This window comes from Paraglaciecola sp., assembly GCF_030730205.1.
In the GTDB taxonomy this organism is placed as follows: domain Bacteria; phylum Pseudomonadota; class Gammaproteobacteria; order Enterobacterales; family Alteromonadaceae; genus Paraglaciecola.
The window spans coordinates 1-24116 of record NZ_JANQVQ010000023.1 but is presented as its reverse complement, the minus strand read 5'-3'; the positions used below and the strand labels follow the sequence as shown (position 1 = coordinate 24116).

Below are 24116 nucleotides of genomic sequence, written 5' to 3'. Positions count from 1 at the left end.
CTTTGCAACGCTTCAGTTAAGCATCTCTGACGAGGCCTTTCTCAATACTTCTGATCAATCGCTCTGTTTGGCGGGGTAGGTCGTTCGTGTGTTGTTTGGCTTTTGCTTGTTGCTGGCCAATTGCCCAGTCGATATGTTCTTGCACTAATTCAGACGCGTTTGAACGAGCTTGCGTAAGTGCAGCAATAATCAGTGCTGAATAGGGAGCATTACCTAAACCAACGGCAATATTTCGTTGCCAACGCTCAAAGCCAATGCGTCTTATTGCTGAACCTTCGGTTAATTTTAAAAAAGTATGTTCATCCCAGCCGAACAACGCGAGCAAATCTTGACTCATTAGGTTCTTACGAGGTTGAAAGTCTTTTTCAGCCGTAATCTGTGCGAAACGATTCCATGGACAAATCAGCTGACAGTCGTCACAACCATAAATACGATTGCCAATTAGTGTTCTAAACTCTATCGGTATCGGGCCTTTTTGTTCAATGGTCAGATACGAAATGCAACGACGGGCATCGACCAAGTAAGGTTCAACTATGGCTTGTGTCGGGCAAATAGTCAGGCAAGCTGTGCAATTACCGCAATGGTCTTCTGCCGACTTATCAATTGGCAAGGGGATATTGACTAATAGTTCTCCTAAAAAAAACCATGAACCAGCTTCTTTATTTAATGTAAGTGAGTGCTTACCAGTCCAGCCTATTCCCGCTTTTTCAGCCAGAGCATGTTCTAAAACCGGGGCAGAATCGACAAAAGGCCGATAGCTCAAGTCGTTACACTCCAGTTTAATTTTTTCACCAAGTTGTTTTAAGCGCGAACGTAATAATTTGTGATAGTCACGACCTAAGGCATAACGACTGATATACGCTTTGTTTTTATTTTTTAAGGTTCGTGCAAACTGCGCATCGGGTGGCAGGTAATCCATGCGTACACTTATAGCGCGTACTGTACCGGCAAGTAATTCTGTCGGACGAGCGCGTTTCATGCCATGTTCATGCATGTAGTGCATTTCGCCAGCAAAGCCTTTGTCTAACCAATTTTGCAAGTACACTTCGTGTTTGCTGAGGTCAACATCACAGATACCCACTTGCTGAAAGCCTAGCGCTTTGCCCCAAGCCTTGATATTTTCAGCTAATCGCGCCAATGCTTGAGAATCCAAAAGTGACTTTACCTCTACAATTAAATGAAAATGTATTTGAAAAAACGGACGTAAGTTTATCATATAATTTGATTAGGGCAGAGCAGGTTCGGCAACACGAATTAGCTGCTGCAGCATCACTCAACTGCGGGAGTTATGCGCTAATGCAACGTGCGGGTGCTGCGGCCTTGCAATGTATTCAAGCTTACTATCCTTTAGCACAGAAAATTTTGGTCTTGGTTGGCTCGGGAAACAATGGAGGCGACGGCTATATTGTCGCATCCTTGGCCAGACAGCAGGGCCTCAATGTTATTGTGGCCAGCGCCGATCCTGAACGGTTGGTTAAAGGCGATGCTCTTCAAGCCCGAGCGTTATGGTTGCACGATGAGGGTATGATATTTGATAGCAATGAACCTGATTTTAATGAATTTGATTTAGTCGTCGATGCGCTACTTGGCACCGGATTGCAAGGCGTAATACGGCCTCCTATGATGTCTATCATTGAGAAAATTAATCGTTGCAAGGTGCCCGTACTGAGTTTGGATGTGCCTTCGGGCATGCATTCGGATACGGGCGCAGCATTGCCTCTAGCTGTTGAAGCACAGCGCACTGTGACCTTCGTTGCCATTAAACCTGGTTCAGTCACTGGGGTGGGAAAACATTATTGCGGTCAGCTCATATTGGCTGATCTGGCTATTGCTAAACCTTTTCATGCGATGGCTAAAAGCGCTGCCCAACTCATTAGCTGGAGTACCTTAGCCCGTTTAAGCCAGCGACAAAATCATGCAAACAAGGGAAACTTTGGTCGTCTTGTGTGTTTTGGTGGTAACCAAGGCATGGCGGGGGCAATTTGCTTAACTGCTACTGCAGCGCTTCGCAGCGGTGCAGGTTTAGTAAAGGTGTTTTGCCACGAACATAGCCAAGCACTTGTCGCCAATTCTCAACGAGAAATCATGCTCAATACAGCAACAGGTATAGCAGCGATCAAAGCAGCCTTAGATTGGAGCACATGTGTAGTGCTTGGTCCGGGGCTAGGCACTGACGCTTGGTCACATAGTATATTCGAACATGTATTAGCTTATCTTAGTCATACCGCTAAGCCGGTCATTATTGATGCTGATGGTTTAAATTTATTAGCAAAAAAATGGCAAACTAATCAAAGAATAAAATTACCCGCCTGTGTCCTTACGCCTCATCCAGGAGAGGCCGCAAGGCTATTAGGGCTTACTGTGCAAGAAATAGAGCAAGATAGGTACGCAGCCAGTCAAGCAATATCGGCCCGGTATGGTGCAGTGTGTGTACTCAAAGGAGCCGGTACAATTATCAGTCAAGCCACTGATGATGGCGCCTGCTTAGTTTGTGCTGATGGTAATCCGGGGATGGCCACGGCGGGAATGGGGGACGTACTAAGTGGTGTCATTGGAGCCATGTTAGGGCAAGGTATGTCCGCCGTCGATGCGGCGTCTTATGGTGTATGCTTACATGCTAATGCTGGCGATAGAGTTGCCAGTGACTATGGGCAACGTGGTATGATTGCAAGTGATTTATTCCAACCCCTTCGAGCGATATTAAATTACCGATGAAAATATTTGGCCAAACCATAAGACAAAACCAAGAATTTGATTTGTTAGATGAACCCGCCATGTTGAGACTGGCGGCTTCATTAGCCGGCAGTTGTAAACAAGGCTGTGTGATTTATTTACAAGGTGATTTAGGGGCAGGCAAAACCACTTTTAGTCGAGGTTTCATCCAAGGTATGGGGCATGTGGGGAATGTTAAAAGTCCTACCTATACCTTAGTTGAGCCCTATGAAATTGCCCCTTGGCGTATATTTCATTTTGATCTGTATCGCCTGGCGGATCCTGAAGAGCTCGAGTTTATGGGCATAAGGGACTACTTTGAAGATGACTGTATCTGTTTGGTTGAGTGGCCGGATAAAGGGCTTGGACTCTTGGCAGCAGCAGATTTAAACATTAGTATAAGCTTTAGCCAGCAAGGTCGTACCTTAACGATTAGCGCCTTGACTGAACACGGCGAGAGTTTGCTCGAATTGCTGTTGGAACAAAATTCAGCACAACAGCGTCACCAAAAAGAAAAATAATATGCAAAGTATTGGGTGTGTAAATAAACGAATGAACATGACAGCCGTCTTTTTGTGGCTCGCTTGTTTATTGCTAAGTTTTACCCTCCAGGCACAAAACAACATTGACGGTTTACGTATTTGGCCTTCACCCGCAAATACGCGACTAGTCTTTGATTTGAGCGACTCGCCAGAATTCAGTTACTTTACCCTAAGCAATCCAGAACGGTTAGTTATTGATATTGCCAATACCAGTAACAAATTTAATTTTAGTGGTGTGGATAATCAGAGCGACCTAGTAAAAAAACTTAGGTACAGCACGCCCAAAGATAAAAATGCAATACGAGTGGTAATTGAGCTCAGTAAAAAGCTTGAAACTACGGTGTTTTCATTGCCGCCCACCGCTCCTTATAACGACCGATTGGTGGTCGATATAAGCGATGATAAACAAGCTCCTGCAATTGTGTTAGATGCCAAAACGGCCAGTTCAGACCGGGATATCATTGTGGTGATTGATGCCGGACACGGCGGTGAAGACCCTGGCTCTATTGGTAGCGCAGGCAGTTATGAAAAAGACGTTACGCTGAGCATTTCGAAATATTTGGAGAACATGATTAATAGTGAGCCCGGCATGAAGGCGATCATGACCCGTACAGGCGACTATTATATCTCACCCAATAAGCGACCTGAGATTGCGCGCAAACACAAGGCGGATTTGTTGGTGTCGATTCACGCCGATGCGTTTGTCACGCCCCAGCCCAGCGGTGCTTCAGTTTGGGTGTTGTCAATGAGCAGAGCCAATACCGAATTAGGCCGCTGGATGGAAAATACCGAAAAGCACTCAGAATTGCTTGGTGGAGCGGCGGAAATTATTCAAGATACGGCCAGTGAACGTTATTTAACTCAAGCGTTGTTGGACATGTCGATGGATCACTCACTGACCACCAGCTATGACTTAAGTCGTGATGTGATTAGCCAGTTAAAAAGTATCACTAAAATGCATAAAAAAGTGCCGCAGGCTGCAAGCTTGGCAGTACTGACTTCACCAGACATTGCTTCAATCTTGGTAGAAACAGGATTCATCTCTAACCCAGGAGAAGAGAAAAATTTAAACAACGCTAGACATCGGCAAAACATTGCACGTTCAATTTTTGATGGTGTTAAAAAACATTTCAAGCGGATTCCACCTGATGGTTCATTGTGGGCTCAACTTAAAAAAGATCATCGTACGCACCAAGTGCGCAGTGGTGAGTCTTTATCCTTGTTAGCCCAGCGTTATAATGTTGATGTAGACCGACTCAAAAAAGCTAACAATCTGAGAACTGACGTAGTGCGCATTGGTCAGATATTGACGATACCGCAAACTTAATTTGCGCTTTTTTATTTACCATCCCCTGTTTTTAAAGGTTATATTTTGCCGATTCAAATTTTACCCGCTAGATTAGCCAACCAGATAGCTGCCGGCGAGGTGGTTGAGCGTCCCGCTTCTGTAGTAAAAGAATTGATAGAAAATAGCTTAGACTCGGGGGCGAGTCAGATTGACATTGAAATTGAAAAGGGTGGTCACAAACGTATCGTTATTCGCGACAATGGCAGCGGAATTCCCCAAGCCGAACTAGGCTTGGCCTTGAGTCGCCATGCTACCAGTAAAATCAGCAGTTTGGATGAACTTGAACATATCGCAAGCCTAGGATTTAGAGGCGAAGCCTTAGCCAGTATCAGCTCAGTAGCCCGTTTAAGCTTAAGTTCAAAGCCAGCAGAGCAACATGATGCATGGCAAGCCCAGTGCGAAGGACGTGATATGGAGGTCAATCTTACGCCTGTTGCTCATCCTAATGGCACCAGTGTTGAAGTGCTCGACTTGTTTTTCAATACCCCTGCAAGACGAAAGTTTTTGAGGGCGGAAAAAACAGAGTTTACTCACATAGATGAAATCATTCGGCGGATTGCTCTGAGTCGTTTTGATGTTGGATTTTCGTTAAAACACAACGGTAAAGTCGTACGTAAGTATTCACTTGCTGAGAATGAGCAAGCTAAAAAACGCCGATTAGTGGCGATTTGTGGTAAGGATTTTAGTGAACAAGCGATTGAGCTAAACAGCCAATACCAAGATTTTTGTCTAAGCGGTTGGTTGGCCCCGCCCGATACGGCAAAACCTCAAGTTGATTGCCAATATTTTTATGTCAATGGCCGGATGATGCGTGACAAGCTGTTAAATCATGCCGTTCGCCAAGCCCTTGAGGGCGTTATCTCTCCTGAGCATCAATTAGCTTATGTGTTGTACTTTAATTTAGAACTGAGCCAAGTAGACGTTAACGTGCATCCGGCAAAACATGAGGTGCGCTTTCACCAAAGTCGTTTGGTGCATGATTTTATTTTTAGGGCCTTGAGCGATGCTTTAAATCAATACTTTAATCAAAGTCGAGCGGCCAATCACATTCAAGACCTGCCGCCTGTGGCGCCTAATCATGATTACATGCTGCCTCTTACGCCTGAGCGAGAGCCTCAGGTCAATGAAGTCAGCCTTCCAACAAAATCATTGGCTAATTTGCAAGGCTTTCGTCGCTATCAAGCGCCCAGCGGCAATGACAATCGCCCTGCACTCACACACACTACTGTAAATCTAGGTCAAGCAAGTCAGGCGTATCAGGCATTAATGACGTCTTCCGTCACCAGTGACGTATCCCCAAACGTAGATTTTTTAAGAGTGAGTGAGCACCACCTCTTAATTAAAAAAGCTAAGCATTTTTATATACTGGCAATCACGGCCCTTATTGAGTGTCAGCTTATGCAAGACTTTGCGCATGGCATGCCTGTCAGTCAGCCTTTATTGTTGCCTATTTCGATAGAAGCCGATGCACAACAACTTGCGCATGCTGGTACCATGCAAGCTAAACTAGCCGAATTAAATATTGATATCGCATGGCAAGGTAAGCGGATTATTTTACGCAAAATACCTGCTGGCATGCGTGAGTTTGATTGGAGCGTGATACTTGAACGTTTGTTGAACGTCAAGGTTGCAGACCTTGAGGCATTAAAGCAATGTTTAGCCAGCAATCTTGCTCTACAGCAAAGCAATGTAAGCGATAATGACGTACTTCTTTTGTGGCAGAAATTTTGTCAGCAAGCTACCAAGCCCATTGAGCAGCAACTGGCTCTTGTGGCAAAAAAAGTCCCTTTTCAACAATGGTTAACTGAATATGTCAGATAATGCTAAATTACCATCGGCCATTTTTTTAATGGGGCCAACTGCATCAGGTAAAACAGCATTGGCGATTGAGCTTTGTCAGCACTTACCTTGCGAAATTATTAGCGTCGATTCAGCTTTAATTTATCGGGGCATGGATATAGGCACCGCTAAACCCAGTGCTCAGGAATTAGCGATGGCCCCCCATCGACTAATTGACATTCTTGATCCTGCCCAAAGTTATTCGGTGGCAGAATTTCGCCGAGACGCTATTGCTGCCATGGACGACATTTCTTCACGGGGTAAAATCCCGTTGTTGGTGGGCGGTACCATGATGTATTTTAAAGCATTAATTGACGGTTTGTCGCCCTTGCCAGAATCAGATGCTATGGTGCGGGCAACGATTGAAAAAGACGCTGAACAACAGGGCTGGCAGGTACTACATGAACGCTTGAAAGTTATTGATCCGCAGTCAGCACAGCGCATTCATCCTAATGATCCGCAGCGTTTGCTCAGAGCGTTAGAAGTATATGAATTAACTAAACAATCTATGTCTGAACTGATGATGCAAAAATCGGCTCCTTTGGCTTATCAAACCTATCAGTTTTCCATCGCACCGGCCGATAGAAAGGTCTTGCACATGAGAATTGCACTGCGTTTTGAACAAATGCTGCAAGCAGGATTTCAACAGGAAGTAGAAGTTTTACGCCAACGTACTGATCTTAATCTAAATTTACCCTCTATGAGGTGTGTGGGCTATCGTCAAATGTGGCAATATCTCGACAAAGAGTTTGATTACGATGAGATGAAAGAACGGTCCATAGCCGCGACTCGACAATTAGCGAAGCGGCAATTAACATGGTTAAGGGGTTGGGAAAATATATTACCATTAGACACATTTGCTAACGACAATTTGACTCAGGTTATCAAACTAAGCAAACTTCACGGCTAGCAATGCTATACAGCATTTTGAAAAACTGTATAATCACGCTGAAATTAATTTTCATAATAAAAAGAAAAGGATAGATAATGGCTAAAGGGCAATCATTACAAGACCCGTTCTTAAATGCACTACGCAAAGAACGTATTCCTGTGTCTATTTACCTTGTCAACGGAATAAAACTACAAGGACAAGTCGAATCATTCGATCAGTTTGTTATCCTGTTGAAAAACACCGTTAGTCAAATGGTTTATAAACATGCAATCTCGACTGTTGTGCCGTCTCGCGCTATCCCCATGGCCGCAACGGGACAGGATGCTGACGAAGAATAATGCATTTGGTAGGAGAATGGCTTGTTTGACCGTTATGCAGCTGGTGAGCAAGCTGTCTTAGTACACGTTGATTTTGCGGACGAAAACAGCAGAGAGGATTTACTTGAGCTACAACTGCTAGTGTCATCGGCAGGGGTTACCGCAGTAGATGTAGTAACGGGTTCACGTCAAACTCCCAAAGCGAGATATTTTGTTGGTAGCGGTAAGGCACAAGAGATTGCCAATGCTGTACGCGCCAATCAAGCTGATGTGGTTATTTTTAACCATAGTCTTACTCCATCTCAAGAACGTAACTTAGAGCAACTGTGCCAATGTCGAGTATTAGACCGTACGGGTCTTATTCTGGACATTTTTGCTCAGCGCGCTCGAACCCATGAGGGTAAGTTGCAAGTCGAACTGGCTCAGTTAAAGCATATCAGCACCCGCTTAATCCGCGGATGGACTCACCTTGAAAGACAAAAAGGTGGGATTGGTTTACGTGGACCAGGTGAAACACAATTAGAAACTGACCGTCGTTTGTTACGTGAACGTATTAAGAGTATTACTCGTCGTTTAGCAAAGGTGCAGGTACAACGTGAACAGGGACGCAGAGCGCGCTTGAGGGCCGAGATACCGACCGTGTCTTTAGTCGGTTATACCAATGCAGGTAAGTCAACATTGTTTAACACGGTAACTCAATCAGCGGTTTATGCTGCTGACCAGCTGTTTGCCACCCTTGATCCCACCCTCAGAAAAATTCAGTTACAAGATATTGGTTCAGCAATTTTGGCTGATACGGTTGGTTTTATCCGACACCTCCCCCATGATCTTATCGCGGCATTTAAAGCGACCTTGCAAGAAACCCAGCAAGCCAATTTGCTTTTGCATGTTGTGGACTATTCCGACGAACACTATCGAGAAAATACTGATCAAGTAAACCAAGTATTGGAAGAAATTGGCGCTGATGATATCCAGCAGCTTATGGTTTGTAATAAAATTGATCGAATGGATGGGGTTGCTGCGCGTATAGACCGAGATGAAAACAACATGCCCATTCGGGTGTGGTTGTCTGCTCAACAAGGCATTGGTATCGATTTATTATTGGCAGCTATTACTGAATGTTTAGCCGATAATATGGTACAACACCGTTTAAGAATTCCCCCTAGCTTAAGCAAACTGCGCGGGGTTTTTTACGAAATGAATTGTATTATTGAGCAAAGTTATACCGAAGAAGGCGATTGGCAGGTAGATGTACGAATGGCACATACTGACTGGCAACGATTAATTAAGCGATCCGAAACTGACTTACAAGACTATATAGTGAGTTAGAAACAACATAAAACAGATTTACTGTGTCAGTGTTAATTAGCAACGCGGCATACGACAAACGAATAAATCAACTGATTGGAGAGTAAAAATGGCTTGGAATGAGCCCGGCGGAAATAACAATGACCCTTGGAAAAACAAGGGTGGTAAAGATCAAGGTCCACCAGATCTAGATGAGGTGTTTAAAAACCTCATGAATAAATTTGGTAAGTTTGGCGGCGGAAAAGGCGGCTCAAGCTCTAATGGAAAAGGCTTTGGTGGTATTGGTCTAAGTGTTGTTGCGGCAATACTTGTGGCAGTTTGGGTGCTAAGCGGTTTTTACACTATTCGTGAAGCAGAACGTGGTGTTGTGCTACGTTTTGGCGAGTTTAGCCATTTTGTAGAACCTGGTTTACGTTGGAAACCCACTTTTATCGATAAAGTGGTACCTGTTGACGTGCAAACGGTACGTTCTATGGCGTCTTCAGGCTCTATGCTAACCGAAGACGAAAACGTTGTCCGGGTTGAAATGGAAGTTCAATATCGCATTCTTGAACCTTATAAATATCAGTTTGCTGTGACCATACCTGAAGAAAGTCTCAGTCAGGCGTTCGACAGTGCGATCCGCTATGTGGTGGGGCATTCTAAAATGGACGACGTGCTAACCAGTGGTCGTGAAGTTGCCCGCCAAAGCGTGCGCGATGAACTTCAAGGTATTATCGAATCTTACGACATGGGTATTGCCATTGTTGATATGAACTTTAAAGATGCCCGTCCACCGGAAGAAGTAAAGGCCGCGTTTGATGATGCAATTGCAGCCCAAGAGGATGAACAACGTTTCATTAACGAAGCTGATGCATACGCCCGTGAAATTGAACCTCGTGCTCGTGGTCAAGTAAACCGGATGGCCCAAGAAGCACAAGCTTATAAAGAGCAAGTGACCCTTGAAGCACAAGGTGAAATCGCTCGTTTCGAAGAGCTATTACCTCAGTACAAAGCAGCACCTGATGTAACACGCAGCCGTATTTACATTGAAACCATGCAAGAAGTGTATAGCTCAACCAGTAAAATTTTGGTGGACACCAAAGGCTCAGGCAACATGTTGTATTTGCCCTTGGACAAGATACTTGAACGTCAAGGGACTACGACGTCTCCTTCGACTAACCGCAGCACCTTAGAAGGTCTTCGTAACCAAGATGGCGGTGTATCTACTGAAAATTCAACAGTTACTTCTCGTAGTAACAGTCGCACTGGGAGGAACTAAGTCATGAAAAATTTTATTGCTGTTATCGTTATATTACTTGGTTTCTTAGCCTATGGGTCTTTGTTTGTAGTCAGCGAAGGTAACAAAGCCATCGTTATCCAGTTTGGTAAAGTGCAGCGTGATGCTGAGAATCAAACCGTAGTTTTTGAGCCAGGTTTGCATTTTAAATTACCGATTTTTGATCGCGTAGTGGTCCTAGACGCTCGTATTCAAACCTTGGATGAAGTGCCTAGTCGTTTTGTGACCTCAGAGAAAAAAGACTTAATTGTTGATCTGTACGTGAAATGGAAAATCAAAGACTTTGCTAAATATTATTTAGCAACAGGTGCGATTAAAGCTAACGCTGAGATTCTATTGCAACAAAAGGTCAATAACGGTTTACGTTCAGAATTTGGTACGCGAACTATTTCACAAATTGTGTCCGGTGAGCGCTCTGAATTGATGGATGAAGCCATGAATCAGGCCGCAACCAGTTCCGATGAACTGGGTATCGAAATCGTTGATGTGCGTGTAAAACAAATCAACTTACCACCTGAAGTGCGTAACTTTATCTTCGAACGTATGCGTACTGAGCGTGAAGCGGTAGCAAGAGAACACCGTTCAGAAGGTAAGAAAAAAGCGGACTTTATTAAAGCTGACGTTGATGCGCGTGTAACGGTTATGTTGGCTGATGCACAACGTAATGCACGTAAGTTAAAAGGTGAAGGGGATGCAATGGCCGCTAAAATTTATGCCGACACCTACACCAAAGATGCTGAGTTCTATCAGTTCTTACGTAGTATGGATGCCTACAAAGCCAGCTTTAACAATAAGAGTGACGTATTGGTTCTTGAGCCTGATAGCGATTTCTTCCGCTACATGAACGGCCAGAAAGGTAAATAAACCTTTTCTGATTTATTAAAAAAATCAAAAAGCGCCTTAGGGCGCTTTTTGTTGTTTAGTCTCAGTCACAATTAGGATATCTAGCATGCACACACTTGCGCAACTGCAAGCCGGCGATTTAACAGGCACAAGCCGTTTGGCCTTAGCCGCTAATCTAAGCCATTTTCCAATGGAGATTTTATCCTTGGCGGATACCTTAGAAGTGCTTGATTTATCGGACAATAATCTCAGTTCACTGCCTTGCGAGTTGGCGCAACTAACTAAATTGAAAATTATATTTGCCTCTAACAATCAGTTTACCGCCTTGCCAGAAGTATTAGGCCGGTGTCCCAATCTGGAAATGATCGGCTTTAAAGCGAATCAGATCAAAACCGTCAGTGGTGCTGCGTTGCCAGCTAAATTAAGGTGGTTAATACTCACCGATAATCTGCTTGAGACCTTACCTGATGCGCTTGGCGAACGGCCCCGTTTACAAAAGTTAGCCTTGGCGGGCAATAGGCTTACCGCATTGCCTCTGACATTAGCACAGGCCCATAATCTTGAATTAGTGCGAATATCGGCTAACAACTTAGCACAATGTCCTGAGCAACTGTTAAGTCTACCTAAATTGGCGTGGTTTGCTTTCGCGGGCAACCCTTTTAGTCGTTCAGCGCAAAATGTAACACCAGTTCCTTGTATTGCTCCTGATACCTACTCCTTGGGGGAAGTATTGGGCCAAGGCGCCTCTGGTGTAATTTATCGAGGCACTTGGCATCAACCAAGCCTGTCGTTCTCTGAAAATATTGCAGTTAAAGTATTCAAAGGAGAGATGACTAGTGATGGTTTTCCGCAGGATGAGCTTGAGGCCTGTTTACAAGTGGGTATACATCCATCTCTCGTAAAGCCAATTGCACAAGTGAATACACCTGAGCAACTTGCGCTAATCATGGAGTTGATCCCGTGCAATTTCACTAATCTCGGTTTGCCACCTTCATTAGATACCTGTACCCGAGACACTTTTGCCGACGGCTTTAGTTTGTCTATTCAACACATTCATAAAATAGTGATGCAAATGCAAGATGTGTTTGAGCATATGCACGATAAGAAGGTGTGTCATGGTGATCTTTATGCCCACAACACCTTGTTTGATAAAGGTGCGAATATCATCTTTGGTGATTTTGGGGCCGCCAGTCAATACCATATGTTAACTGAGCCGCAACAGGCAAAAATTAAGATGATAGAGCGCCGCGCGTTTAATTACTTTATTGACGATTTATTAGGTATTTGTCAGCCACAATACCATGAGCATTCGATGTTTAAACAATTAAGTATGATGAGCCAAGGGTAGGCTGACTTCGTATCTTGGTCTACTGGCCCAACAAGGTTTGCAAGCAATGCTCCTTGATCCCATAAAACTGTTTGATTGCGTCGATTTGTTTTAAGACCTGAGTATTGTCAACTACTTGTTTGCGCTTGGTGGCTAAAATCATTTTATTTTTGTTGGTATGCTCTAAACTGATAAACTCAAACACCTTAGTTTGATAACCATGAGCCTCTAGCAATAAGGCCCGAAGCGAATCGGTTACCATTTCTGCTTGTTGACCCAAGTGCACACCAAACTGCAACATAGGCTGAAGTAAATCAGGACTGTGCATTTGCGGCCTAATTTGTTTGTGACAACAAGGTGAGCACATAATGATAGAAGCATTAGCTCGTATACCGTAGTGAATGGCGTAGTCGGTCGCTACATCACAGGCATGTAAGGCAATCATCACGTCAGTGTGTTGTGGGGCATGGGTTTTCACGTCGCCACACACAAAATTTAAGCCCTTGTGTTCGAGATTTTGTGCCGCTTGTTGGCATAGTTCAGCCAATTGTGCGCGTAACTCTACCCCTGTAACCTGAGAATCTGTTGCCAAGTGATGGTGTAAGTAATCGTGAATTGCGAAGGTTAAATATCCCTTGCCCGACCCAAAATCAACAACTTGCATGGGTTTATCAGCAGCTAAAGGGGATTGACTTAGCGCTTGGCTGAAAACCTCGATGAACTTATTAATTTGTTTCCACTTACGGGACATTGAAGGGATGACACGATGTTCGTTATCCGTCACACCAAGAGCCTGCAGATAGGGACGAGATAATTCTACAAAGCGATGTTTTTGTTTATTGTGCTCTTCATTAATTGGCGCGGCTCGTGGTGTTTTAACCTGGTGAATGCGTATGCTGGCTTTGCCTTTTTTGCTCAACTCTAATTGTATCTCTTCTTCGTTGGTATACACATGGGCGGCTCTAAAGTCATTTTCAAGGTAAGCATGAACGACCGCCAACCCGTCACTTACGGTATAATTTTTAGTGATATCTCGCGAATTAAAACTTAGCACAAATGACAGCATGGCCTGTTCTCGAAGCAACACTGGGCGCACCACTATACGTTGCAAATCTTTATCGCTACCGCGATTTTTACTTAGCAAGAGCTTACTGACTTTCTTGTCTTTAAAAAGCTGTGTTAACGAGGTAAAAAATGCTTCTTTGCTACGAATAGGGCTATGTTGGGGCATGAGAATATTGTTTAACTGTAAAAGTGAACTTATGGGCTATTGTAACGCCTAAAGGCCGACGTGTAACAAGATCATCATGAATAAAAAACCTGAGCTAGAAAATGTACAGTATGGTATTTAGCTAGATAACCATGCAAAAAAATCAGCGTTGCAAGTTGTTACCAAATCGCCCACTATGTTTATTATCTAATTATAAAAAAAAGGACCCTGAATGAAGTTTTTTGCTGGTTTATTTACACTACTTGTTGCGCTATTACATTTTGCCATTATGGCCGTAGAAATGTTTTTTTGGGACGCACCAATCGGTTTACGAGTGTTTAATATGACGGCAGAAGCGGCAGCAAGTTCACAAGTAATGGCTTTTAATCAAGGTTTTTACAACGGAATTCTCGCAGTAGGCCTTATGTGGGGATTATTGGCTTCTAATCATGGAGTGAAAATTTTCTTTTTACTCGCCATTATTGGAGCCGGTATTGTGGGTGGTTTGAGCGTAAAAATGACTATTGTGTATGTTCAGGCATTACCTGCTTTCATCGCCCTTATTTTTGTAATGAAAAGTAAGGGACGCAAGGCTGGCGAGCAAAGATTGTTTTCATAAACACGTTATAAATTAAACCGAAAAAGCATCTTGAGTGTAATGCCAGCCAGTTAAGCTGACTGGCATTATTGTTTTTGTTCAAAGGGAATGTCGATGGTGTTGCTTTTACCCATCTTCCATAAGCCCTGTCTTGGCGTCGCTGGGGCAAGTTAAAATAGCCTAGTTGTTCTATCAGCAATTGGAAGTGCTTGGAAAGATTCCCAGCTTAAAATTTTGATCTCATTTTACCGATCATCAATAAATTTTGCTTAACTGCTCGGCTTTTCATCTTAAATGCTCTTTTTTAACATGAATCAGGCGTTTAGATCGTTTTTTGTTGGCTGAGTAAATGTGCTAACTGCGCAAATGGCAGCGGATGACTGAACAAATAACCTTGTGCAGTATTACAATGATGCAATTGTAAAAAGTCTTTTTGTTGTTCTGTTTCAACGCCTTCTGCTATGACATCAAGATTGAGGCTATGGGCCATGGCAATCACGGCCAGGACTAGGGCTTTGTCGTTCTCATTGTTATTTAAATCTCTGACAAATGAGCGGTCAATTTTTAGATGGTCAATGGGCAATTTCTGCAGGTAACTCAACGAGCTATAGCCCGTACCGAAATCATCAATTGAGACACTTATGCCTAGTTTGCGTACTTCATTGAGTAAATGTTGCACCTTCACAAAGTTATCAACCAAAACACCTTCAGTTAACTCGAGTTCTAATTGCTGCGCTGAAATAGCAAAGGTATCAATACAACTGACGATGTAATCGAGTAACTGCCTGTCATTAACTTGGCGAGGCGATAGATTAATCGATAATTTAATCGCGATATTTTTGGCTTGTAACTGCGCCAATTTAGCGCAGGTTTCTTTAATGACCCATTTACCTATGGGAACAATAAGGCCGGTTTGTTCTGCTAGGGGAATAAATTCATCTGGCGGGACGATACCAAAAAGAGGTCTATTCCAGCGAATAAGGGCTTCTGCCTTAGTGATAGCGCCACTGGTTAAATCAAACATGGGTTGAAAATAAAGTTCAAACTCCTGTTTATCTAAGGCATTGCGTAAAGCGCTTTCAAGTTCAATGCGCTTATGAGACGCATCTTTGAGCGCCTTTGAATAAAACTGCAAGTTACTTTTTTGCTGTTTCTTCACCTCAAACATGGCTAAATCGGCGTATTTCATTAAATCTTCTGAGTGGTCTGCATCCATAGGATAAGCTGCTGCACCAATATTTAAACCCACTTCGCATTGATGGCCGTGTTCTGTATAGAAGGGCAAGCTGACCGCTTGAATTAACTCACTGGCCAGCTGCTGACAACGACTGCGTTCAAGTGTCGTGATGGGGCCAAATGCGTTGTCGTTGTGCATGATTAATGCGAATTCAGTACCCCCTATGCGTGCTAACGTATCTTCGCTACTGATGGTGGCCCTGAGGCGCAACGCAAGGTCTTTAATGACGACATCACCCACTAAGTGCCCGTGTAGTTCATTGATTCGCTTAAACTGTTTGATTTCTATGTACAGCAAATAAAACGGTCGCGCTTTTTTAATCTGCTGGTTGAGTTGCTGCCAAAAATACTGACGATTAGGCAGTTCGGTTAGCACATCAAATTGTGACAGCTTTTGATTACGTTTAAGTAAGTATTTTAACTGACTAATATCGCTGATGCTTAGCATCCAATACGTCAGTTGCTTTTCACTATGGCAAATTGGGTGAATGGACACTTTAAACCATTTACTGCCATTTGCTGCATTTAACCAATATAACTCTCCTGACCACGGACTATTGGTCGAAAATACTCGTTGATATTCAGGATACTGGCTTTCAAATAGTTGCAGCAAGGTGATTTCTGGTGCTTGTTTTTGTTTTTTGTCGCCTGAGTCAAACATATGAACCAAGGCTGCGTTGCTATTTAGAAGATTGAGGTGTTCGTCTAAAATCGCCACGCCTAATTCTGTTTGTTGTAAGAGTTTCTTTAAGGGGGCCGCTGCTTGTGACGAGTCACCTGAATTAGCCACGAGAGAGGCAATTCGCTCAAAAGCATGATCATGTTGCGCAACAAGTTTATCGTTGGTAAATAAGGTTTCTCGAGCTATTTGCAAGGTTTGCTGCTGTCGTTGATATTCTTTTTCAACATTGCAAATCACCAGATAAAATACGCCCTTTACAACGGCTGCATAGGCTTCTAAATAAAGGAGTTGCTGGGCAACTTGCTCTCGCCAAATACCGGATTTAATTTTACCGGATTGGCCATTAGCCCAAAATTTTTCTGCGTCCAGCAAAAAATCATCCAAATAAGCACAGCCATGTTGATAGGTAAATGTAGCGTTGTTACTCGCTTCAGGCATCAGTTTAGCTAACCATGTGACACCAACGAAACGCGCTTTTAAGTGGCCACTTTTCAGGCGTTCAAAGACCGCACAATCAATTAAACCTAATGCGTGTAATATTGAGGGCTTGATATCCATATTAATCCACCAATAAGGCCGCTAAACTGGCAAACATGCTTTCTATACCTTCGCCAGTTTTGGCACTCGTTATACATGATAAAGCGAACTGTGACTTTATATGATCGATTTCATTCTCACTCCAATGCCAGGTAGCGGGCAGATCAGCCTTATTGATGGCTAATACACCTGGAATGTCAGCCACTTCTTTAATCAAGGCTTGAATTTCTAAGCCTTCTGTCATGGACTGAGAGCGAGTTTGGTCAGTGACCAATATATAAGCAGATGCGCCCCGTAAATACTTAGCTTGAAAACCGCAGTATCGGTCTATGCCTTCAATGTCCCACAACATAAGTTGGACGATTTGCTCAACCACCTCGACTTCTTTTTTATCAATCTTAACCCCAATTGAAGTGAGGTATTTTTCAGAAAAAATGCCTTCTACATATTGTTTTACCAAGCTTGTTTTTCCCACTCCTGTGGCACCAAGCAGACATATTTTTTTCTGAATCATGATCGTCCTACGTTATTCAGGTTAATTGGCATCGAAATACACCACATTAAATAATACTTTTCTAGCGCCATCACCAGATGTTTTTAATTCGATAACGCCCAGTCCTATCGCATTGAGTCGGTTGCGAGCAATACCTAATTCTTGTAGCTTGTTTTGTACTGCATCCGCTCTTTTTTGACTAAGCGCTTTATTAAATGTGTTGCTACCACTTGGATCACTGGCGCCCATTATGATCAAACCAAGAGAGAGACCTTGTCCTTGAGCAAGAGAAAGCAGGTTATTAAACTCATCCTTAAGCACAAGCAGTTTTTCTATGGCTTGCTCAGAAAGTGTACTCTGACCTTGCTCAAAGGTAATGAAATTATGTTCTAATTTTGCGATATTCAGATCTAATATCGCGCGAATGATGGTGGGATCATCTGCCGCATTCGATTCACCCCCCTTCAATCTTATCGGTTCTAGCCATTGCGGCTGAAAATTCAAGCCAACCACTTTACTGAGCTCTGTTTGCAATCTTAATTTAGCTAAATTGGTACTGGTACCACTAAAAATAGCGGTCTGACTTTGCCAATCCACTTCGATTCCTACAAAATCGCTGACTATATTGTTTACTTTTTGTTGAATAATGGCCTGATCTAACGATGCATAGGCCCGTTCACTGTGATCAATAAGGTTTTCAGGGAGCTGGTTTTGGCTTAACCACTTATCGATTCTGATAGCGTTTGGGTCGCGTAATATCGAAAACTTTACCCTCGAAAAATCATGGATATAAGCATCAAGTAATACAATGCCTGGCTGCTGATCAATTTCTTTAATGGCAGCTAGTAATTCATGTGCTTGCCAGCGTTTTACGCACAGGTAAGTAGTAAATAAGGTCAGGAATATCAATAAGCCCCAAGCTAACCAGGGACGCTTCTTGGCTTGTTGGGTTTGAGGCTTTAGTTCAGCTAATAAACAGGCCCTAAGTTGGTGCTCAGTATCAATGAATACGCTTGCATCACCTTTAAACTGTGTTAGCTGACGGCCAAATAAACGGTGAATTTCTTCTAAACTGAGCTGCATTTGATTCGCCACTTTTTGCGGCACATTACCGCTAATGGCTGCAACTAATATTGCGCTCGGACCTTGGGTTAACAGCAACGTAAAGTCATCGGTTTTCACTACATCGAGTTGTTGTTCACCCTTATCCGATCGTGGTGTAAAGGAATCAGCTACAAAGTCGTTGATCGCGGTGAGCATAGCAGACACTAAATCAGCGTCTGCGGTTGCCTGTAAACCGGATGAGATAGTGTTGAGGAGTAAGCCGGTCTCACGGTGGATTAAAAAAACCTGCTCAACCCGAAAAGCAAAAGTTTGGCTAGCGACGTATTGTGAAAAACTAACACCTGCTTGGCGTGCTTTAAAGCGCCATTTGATGCCTTTGAGCGTAAAACTGTTTTCAATTAAAGAGTTAGTTTTTTCGAGTAAGTCAGTGATAAATGCCGTAACTGATTTACGTACCAAGCTACCTACTAAGGGGTATAAGGCGCCCACCATTTGTTCACTATGATTGGCAACTGAATGTTCAACTGACTTTTCAACCAGTGGAAGAATGACGTTGTTGACGGAACCGTCTCGTTGCTGGCGATCATACAATGCTTCAGAAAATACATCGCTGACAACTTCGCGAGCGTTAGCCTTTAACGCTTGTTTGACGTAGTGATCGCCAAGCAACAAATCACGTAATACCCGCATTTGTTGTTCGTCGTCAGATAGGTCCTTATCTTCAGATGCGTTGGACATGTGAAACCTTATTCACCTTCATCCGCTTCTAAATTAGTTGCCACGGTATTAAGCAGTTTTGCTAAGGTTTTACGGTCGGTTTTGCTCGTATTGAGTTCACTGGATACTTGGTTGAGTTTAGTTAATGCTTGCTGCAACTGCTCATTAAAGTTGCTACTCAACAAGGCAATTTCCTTATCGAGTCGTCGATGTAGTTCATCGTTTTCTTGTTTACTATTGGCTTCTGCCATTTCTAATTCAGAGGAGATTTTATCGGCATAGGCGTTTAATTCGTCTGAACGCTTGTCTTGGTTTTGATCCGCTACCGCAAGCTGTTGTTCTAGTCGGTGCAGGCCGTCTTCCATAGTCGTTTGCAATTGTTGCATCTGCTGAGACATTTGCTGTTCTAACTTTTGAAAATGCTGGCTGGTGAGTTCACTTAATTCACTCAAACCTCGTTCTAAGTCTGCCTTAGCGGCACCAAAAATGATGTGCCTTAATGTATCCAATTCACTTGCTGGGGCGTGAGTATTCTCTTGGTCTTGCGATTGGCTACTGTGCTTGTTTGCCATGCGGCATTCCTCTGCTGACAATGGGTAGAATTCAATTTCTGAAGATTGGTTATCATTTCACAGAATCGGTTGAGATTTAAGCGCTTTGTGATGCCAGTGGTGTTTTATTGTATATAAACCATGCTGAAGTCAGTCATGAGCTTGCAATTGATTGGCTCGCTGGGCACCATTTCTATACAGAAAATCGAAGTGTTTGTAATTCGCTAGTCTAAAAGTCAAAAAATCGCGTACCATATCAACTAGTTAATTTTGTTAGAGTTCAATTATGAAATATCGCGGCAGCCCTAATTTCACCCACCATCAAGAAGATAAAATTGGTGTCATTATTACCAACTTAGGTACGCCTGATGCGCCCAATAAAGTGGCTTTAAAACGCTATTTAAAAGAGTTTTTGTCAGACCCAAGAGTGGTAGAAGTACCGCGACTCATTTGGTGGATGATCCTTAATTTAGTGATTTTGAATATTCGCCCTAAACGTTCAGCAAAAGCCTATTCGACGGTGTGGACCGAACAAGGCTCGCCGTTATTAGTGCATACTAAAAACCAAGCTGCAGCCTTAGCAGAGACCATTTTGCAACAATACGGCGGCAAAGTGATTGTTGATTATGCCATGCGTTACGGCTCTCCATCCGTTGAGGGCTGCGTAGATAAGCTTTTACAGGCGGGCGTGAGAAAATTACTGGTGTTACCGCTTTATCCGCAATATTGTGCGTCTACGACGGGGTCAACTTTTGATGCACTAAGTCAAAGCATGGTAAACAGAAGATGGTTGCCAGATATACGTTTTGTCAGCCACTACCATGACGACGCCGACTATATTCAAGCCGTGGCAGATAAAATTCGGGCTCATTGGCAGTTGCATGGTAAGGCGGACAAGTTACTGTTTTCATATCATGGTATTCCAAAGCGATATTTATTGAATGGCGATCCCTACCATTGTGAGTGTTATAAAACGTCTCGATTAATCGCTGAAAACTTAGGACTCACGAAAGATGAATGCTTAACGACTTTTCAGTCTCGCTTCGGCCGTGAAGAGTGGTTAAAACCTTATACAGACGAAACCTTAAAAAGCTTGCCTCAACAAGGCGTAAAGTCTATTCAAGTGGTATGTCCGGGATTTTCTTCAGATTGTTTAGAAACAATTGAAGAAATAGGCGAAGAAAATCGTGAGTACTTTATGCATGCCGGCGGTGAGCGCTATGAATATATCGAAGCCTTAAACAGTGATCCCCAGCACATTGCCTTGCTGGCAAAACTAGTGGCGCAAAATATTCAGGGATGGTCAGTAGATGAAGATACCTTGCAACGAGAGCAATTAGCCCAACGTTTAGGGGCGCAACGATAATGAGTCTGTCTTCGATAAAGGCGCCAGCTAGTTTACTCAAAGCACAAAAGTTAGCTAACTTACTGGATAATGCCATTACCATACCCTTTACCAAATTTAAATTTGGTCTGGACTTTTTAATCGGCCTGCTACCTTTCGCAGGAGACCTTGTTTCTTTGTTGTTGTCGTTAAAAATAGTGCATTACGCCAAGCAGTTGGGTTTACCAAGGCTGGTGCAGGCACAGATGCTTAAAAATGTCGCCTTAGACTTCATCATTGGTTTGATTCCGTTTTTAGGCGACATTGCCGATGTGTTTTATCGGGCCAATCAGAAAAATGTCAGAATAATGGAGCGTTGGTGGGTGAGCCAGCAACATGGAGCTATTAAAGCCAACAGCCAACAACAGTTAAAAGATTGGCAAGATAAACAACTGTAAGGCTGATTAATTGGTTTCAATAACGCCATGGGCTTGCAAATCAGCAAGTTTGACGGTGTTTAAGCACGCCTGATTAGTGGCTGACAATATCACTTGAGGCGCCTTGCCCGCATTAAAGGCTTCTTGCCAACGCGCGGCACACAAACACCACTTATCACCAGCCTTTAGGCCTGCAAATTGGTACTGTGGTATTGGCGTACTTAAATCATTCCCTCGACTTTTTGAAAAAAGAAGAAAGTCATCCGTCATAATTGCGCAGACACTGTGGTTTCCATGATCACTTGCCGGTACATAACAAAAACCTTCTCGGGTAAAACCACCATTACCACAACAGAGTTTAAGTGGCCCACCTAATACGTTTTTCTCATTAGCCATGATTGTTGCTCACTGTGATTTCAAGGGGCGTACTAAATCAGGTTGTTTGGCTCGAGTCAATTCTCTCTTGTTTTGCAAAGGCTAAATCATTGGTTGGCAAAGCGCATTACTATGGATAGAGTATTGTTTAAAATCAAAGCAAAACCTTGACCAGTTATTTAGGACGCATAATGAAAATTTATGAAACCCACACTGCACCCTCACCTAGAAGAGTAAGAATATTTCTCGCTGAAAAAAATATTCCAATGGAATACGTCCAAGTGGATATAGCAAAAGGTGAAAACTTATCTGCTCAGATGCGCGCTAAAAATCCCATGGTTAAGATTCCGATTCTTGAACTGGATGATGGTACGTGTATCAGTGAAACCCATTCCATTTGCCGTTATTTTGAAGAAGTACAGCCTGAGCCTCCGCTGCTGGGACGTACGGCGCTAGAAAAGGCGCAGATTGACATGTGGCAGCGCTTTGTTGAGTTACATCTATTTATGCAGGTTGGCATGTGTTTTCAGCACACTACCGGGTATTTTAAAGACAGGATGAATCCCATCAACGAGTATGGCGTTGAGGCGGGTAAGCAAGCACAGTCGTTTTTAGCCGTGTTAGAAGAACGGTTAGCCACCCATACCTATATTGCCGGAGACCACTTTAGTGTGGCGGATATTACTGCAGTGTGTGCAATTGATTTTGCGCGGGTAGTCAAAATAAAAGTCCTTGATGAACAAATTCATATAAAGCGTTGGTACGCCTTAGTGAATGAGCGCCCCAGTATGCAAGCCTAATTCTTACTTTAGCGAGTGTTGAACAAGGCGCCACCTAGGTGTTTTTGAAACCTTCGGTCTCCTCACCTTAGCGCTGGGTGTTTTCAAGTCTGCTCAAGCCCTCATATGCTGGTAAAGTGGTGTTTTGTTGGTTGAGTGATTGTTGCATACCGTTGTGCTTGATGTGTTGAAGTGCATTCACACTGAGACAGACAAAACACGCAATAAAGCCATAAAAACACCCTTACGTTTCAATGAGGAATTTTGAGGATTGAAAATAAGTATTTTTCTACCTTATATGGTCATAGCTTGCTTAAATTTTTTATCGAAGGCGGGTGACTAAATGTCAAAATTAAAAGCAAGCTTCAGTGTGAGTAGTTTTGGAATTTACAAAGAATGGAACGAAAAATCCAAACAACTACCAGTGATTAAAGACTTTACCCTTAACATTCCAGCAGTGCTTAATATTGAGTTCGGCTTTATTTTAAGGGTGATGAAAGGTAAGGGCTTAAAGCTCGACTACACCATTTATCATCCTGATATTCCTGATAAAAAAGGGCAAGTCATGGCGCCTTTTACGGGTGATGTTTTTGTACGAAATAATGATTGGGAGTTTTACTTAGGCGACACCTTGTGGGAGCCCATTGAAGATAAAACAGGCGATTGGCACATGGTTATTGAATGTGATGGCAAGGTGATTGCTGAGCACACTTTCAGTGTTTTGGCAGAGTATGCCGATGGTGAAATTCAATTTTGGAAAAGACGCGGCTATTAATCATTTTCTAAATCAAAAATCCGTCGTTTGTTCAAAAGTGCTAAGGCTTCAATATGGCCAGGGTAGTCTTTGAAATACGCATCAAAGCAGCCATCTTGCATAATTTTGTGCAGTCCAAGGGTCATTCGTTGCGCTAATACGGTATTGTCTTTATTGACAAAAAAATAATTCAGCAAGTCATATTTTAACAGCAGATCAGCTTCGATGCTCAGCTGTGGATTATTCAGCGCCTTTAATTCATCACTTACTTCTAATACCGAACGTGGGTAATAATCCACAATACCGTCACTCACAAGTTTATGTAAGTTAGGCTGCCAATCCATGGTTTCAACGGTTAATCCGGCATGCCGCATTTTGGTCACGTCGGGCCAGCCCGTGCCTTGAATGGCTGTTAGCTTGGCTAATTCGTGTAGATCTTTTATGGAAGAAAAACGGCTTTGATCCTGACTGCGAATAACGAAAACCCGTTTACCTAACATGCCTTTTAGTAGAGGGACTTTAATGGCTAATGCTTGCGCTTCTCGGGCTGGTGTTGTGGTGGTCCACATGATGTCTGTTAAGCCGGATGTCAAGCTAGCAAACTTGCGATCGGTTGACATTGAAACAGGTAAAGTAACAAAGGTAACACTGCCATACTCATCAACGGTGTGTTCAATCACCAGTTTGAGTAAGCCTACAAAATAAGGTGAATAAGACTTGACCGATTGTGAATTGTCTTGGTAACGGATAAGCGTCTCGGCCTGAGCGACAGGAAGCGTTACGACCAATATGTATAAGAGCGCTGACAACAAATTAATTAGCACAGGTTTTCCTATTTAAGACAAAACAGCAGCAAAGTGCTTAGCCTGACTGCTATTTGAGTGTTAAGTAATCACAATCACTATAGTCGTTTTATCGCTGACTGAACATATCAGCACAGGGCATTGCACT

At 43.1% G+C, this 24116-nt stretch carries 23 protein-coding genes; 15 read left to right on the top strand and 8 right to left on the bottom strand.

From position 1 onward, the window contains the following. Positions 1–16 precede the first annotated feature (16 nt). Complete coding sequence (gene queG, locus NWQ57_RS02225; protein WP_372340876.1) at positions 17–1216, bottom strand: tRNA epoxyqueuosine(34) reductase QueG; 1200 nt, start codon at positions 1214–1216, stop codon at positions 17–19. Here queG and NWQ57_RS02220 point away from each other — a divergent pair. From NWQ57_RS02220 to NWQ57_RS02175, 10 genes are all read left to right on the top strand, one after another. After that, entirely contained in the window at positions 1156–2715 is a 1560-nt protein-coding gene (locus NWQ57_RS02220) for an NAD(P)H-hydrate dehydratase (protein ID WP_306020356.1), read from the top strand. The two genes, queG and NWQ57_RS02220, sit on opposite strands and share 61 nt — an antisense overlap. Further along, positions 2712–3233, top strand: coding sequence for a tRNA (adenosine(37)-N6)-threonylcarbamoyltransferase complex ATPase subunit type 1 TsaE (tsaE, locus tag NWQ57_RS02215; RefSeq protein ID WP_306020354.1), 522 nt, complete (start codon positions 2712–2714; stop codon positions 3231–3233). Before NWQ57_RS02220 ends, tsaE begins: the two co-directional genes overlap by 4 nt. 31 nt (positions 3234–3264) lie before the next feature. After that, positions 3265–4581, top strand: coding sequence for an N-acetylmuramoyl-L-alanine amidase (locus NWQ57_RS02210; protein ID WP_306020359.1), 1317 nt, complete (start codon positions 3265–3267; stop codon positions 4579–4581). Between the two features lie 45 nt (positions 4582–4626). After that, positions 4627–6423, top strand: coding sequence for a DNA mismatch repair endonuclease MutL (gene mutL / locus NWQ57_RS02205; RefSeq protein ID WP_306020353.1), 1797 nt, complete (start codon positions 4627–4629; stop codon positions 6421–6423). Further along, positions 6413–7351: a tRNA (adenosine(37)-N6)-dimethylallyltransferase MiaA gene (miaA, locus tag NWQ57_RS02200; RefSeq protein ID WP_372340875.1), complete on the top strand. Its 939-nt coding sequence runs from the start codon at positions 6413–6415 to the stop codon at positions 7349–7351. Before mutL ends, miaA begins: the two co-directional genes overlap by 11 nt. Positions 7352–7428: 77 nt before the next feature. After that, positions 7429–7671, top strand: a complete 243-nt coding sequence (hfq, locus tag NWQ57_RS02195; RefSeq protein ID WP_306020352.1) for an RNA chaperone Hfq — start codon at positions 7429–7431, stop codon at positions 7669–7671. A gap of 21 nt (positions 7672–7692) precedes the next feature. Continuing rightward, entirely contained in the window at positions 7693–8979 is a 1287-nt protein-coding gene (hflX, locus tag NWQ57_RS02190; RefSeq protein WP_306020351.1) for a ribosome rescue GTPase HflX, read from the top strand. A gap of 88 nt (positions 8980–9067) precedes the next feature. Beyond that, positions 9068–10219, top strand: a complete 1152-nt coding sequence (hflK, locus tag NWQ57_RS02185; RefSeq protein WP_306020350.1) for an FtsH protease activity modulator HflK — start codon at positions 9068–9070, stop codon at positions 10217–10219. A gap of 3 nt (positions 10220–10222) precedes the next feature. Further along, complete coding sequence (gene hflC, locus NWQ57_RS02180) at positions 10223–11101, top strand: protease modulator HflC (RefSeq protein WP_306020348.1); 879 nt, start codon at positions 10223–10225, stop codon at positions 11099–11101. Between the two features lie 85 nt (positions 11102–11186). Beyond that, positions 11187–12428, top strand: a complete 1242-nt coding sequence (locus NWQ57_RS02175) for a leucine-rich repeat-containing protein kinase family protein (RefSeq protein WP_306020345.1) — start codon at positions 11187–11189, stop codon at positions 12426–12428. Between the two features lie 19 nt (positions 12429–12447). On the opposite strand, the gene NWQ57_RS02170 is transcribed toward NWQ57_RS02175, so the two are convergent. Beyond that, complete coding sequence (locus NWQ57_RS02170; RefSeq protein WP_306020344.1) at positions 12448–13638, bottom strand: SAM-dependent methyltransferase; 1191 nt, start codon at positions 13636–13638, stop codon at positions 12448–12450. A 211-nt stretch (positions 13639–13849) separates the two neighbouring features. On the opposite strand from NWQ57_RS02170, the gene NWQ57_RS02165 reads away from it, so the two are divergent. Next, positions 13850–14236, top strand: coding sequence for a DUF1304 domain-containing protein (locus tag NWQ57_RS02165; RefSeq protein ID WP_306020343.1), 387 nt, complete (start codon positions 13850–13852; stop codon positions 14234–14236). A 301-nt stretch (positions 14237–14537) separates the two neighbouring features. Here the strand turns inward: NWQ57_RS02165 and NWQ57_RS02160 are convergent, their stop codons facing one another. The 4 genes from NWQ57_RS02160 to NWQ57_RS02145 are packed head-to-tail and all read right to left on the bottom strand — an operon-like array spanning position 14538 to position 19517. Further along, positions 14538–16691, bottom strand: a complete 2154-nt coding sequence (locus NWQ57_RS02160) for a GGDEF domain-containing phosphodiesterase (RefSeq protein WP_306020342.1) — start codon at positions 16689–16691, stop codon at positions 14538–14540. Position 16692: 1 nt separating this feature from the next. Further along, positions 16693–17184 carry a Rab family GTPase gene (locus tag NWQ57_RS02155; RefSeq protein WP_306020340.1) on the bottom strand — a complete coding sequence of 164 codons (492 nt, stop codon included), beginning with the start codon at positions 17182–17184 and terminating at the stop codon, positions 16693–16695. A 21-nt stretch (positions 17185–17205) separates the two neighbouring features. Next, positions 17206–18966: an OmpA family protein gene (locus tag NWQ57_RS02150; RefSeq protein WP_306020338.1), complete on the bottom strand. Its 1761-nt coding sequence runs from the start codon at positions 18964–18966 to the stop codon at positions 17206–17208. An 8-nt stretch (positions 18967–18974) separates the two neighbouring features. Next, positions 18975–19517 carry a hypothetical protein gene (locus tag NWQ57_RS02145; RefSeq protein WP_306020337.1) on the bottom strand — a complete coding sequence of 181 codons (543 nt, stop codon included), beginning with the start codon at positions 19515–19517 and terminating at the stop codon, positions 18975–18977. Positions 19518–19782: 265 nt separating this feature from the next. Here NWQ57_RS02145 and hemH point away from each other — a divergent pair, with 265 nt between their 5' ends. After that, a complete protein-coding gene (gene hemH, locus NWQ57_RS02140; RefSeq protein WP_306020336.1) occupies positions 19783–20862 on the top strand; it encodes a ferrochelatase in 1080 nt (359 codons plus the stop codon). Continuing rightward, positions 20862–21278, top strand: a complete 417-nt coding sequence (locus NWQ57_RS02135) for a DUF4112 domain-containing protein (RefSeq protein ID WP_306020335.1) — start codon at positions 20862–20864, stop codon at positions 21276–21278. The genes hemH and NWQ57_RS02135 overlap by 1 nt, the downstream gene beginning before the upstream one ends. Positions 21279–21284: 6 nt before the next feature. Here NWQ57_RS02135 and NWQ57_RS02130 read toward each other — a convergent pair whose 3' ends face one another. After that, entirely contained in the window at positions 21285–21653 is a 369-nt protein-coding gene (locus tag NWQ57_RS02130; RefSeq protein WP_306020334.1) for a DUF2237 family protein, read from the bottom strand. Positions 21654–21823: 170 nt separating this feature from the next. Here NWQ57_RS02130 and NWQ57_RS02125 point away from each other — a divergent pair, with 170 nt between their 5' ends. Together NWQ57_RS02125 and NWQ57_RS02120 are read left to right on the top strand one after the other, a co-directional pair. Continuing rightward, on the top strand, positions 21824–22432 hold the full coding sequence (locus NWQ57_RS02125; protein WP_306020333.1) for a glutathione S-transferase family protein: 609 nt from the start codon (positions 21824–21826) through the stop codon (positions 22430–22432). Between the two features lie 322 nt (positions 22433–22754). Then, on the top strand, positions 22755–23186 hold the full coding sequence (locus NWQ57_RS02120; protein WP_306020332.1) for a DUF3859 domain-containing protein: 432 nt from the start codon (positions 22755–22757) through the stop codon (positions 23184–23186). Here NWQ57_RS02120 and NWQ57_RS02115 read toward each other — a convergent pair. Beyond that, positions 23183–23989, bottom strand: coding sequence for a transporter substrate-binding domain-containing protein (locus tag NWQ57_RS02115; protein ID WP_306020331.1), 807 nt, complete (start codon positions 23987–23989; stop codon positions 23183–23185). The genes NWQ57_RS02120 and NWQ57_RS02115 overlap by 4 nt on opposite strands. Positions 23990–24116: the final 127 nt, after the last annotated feature.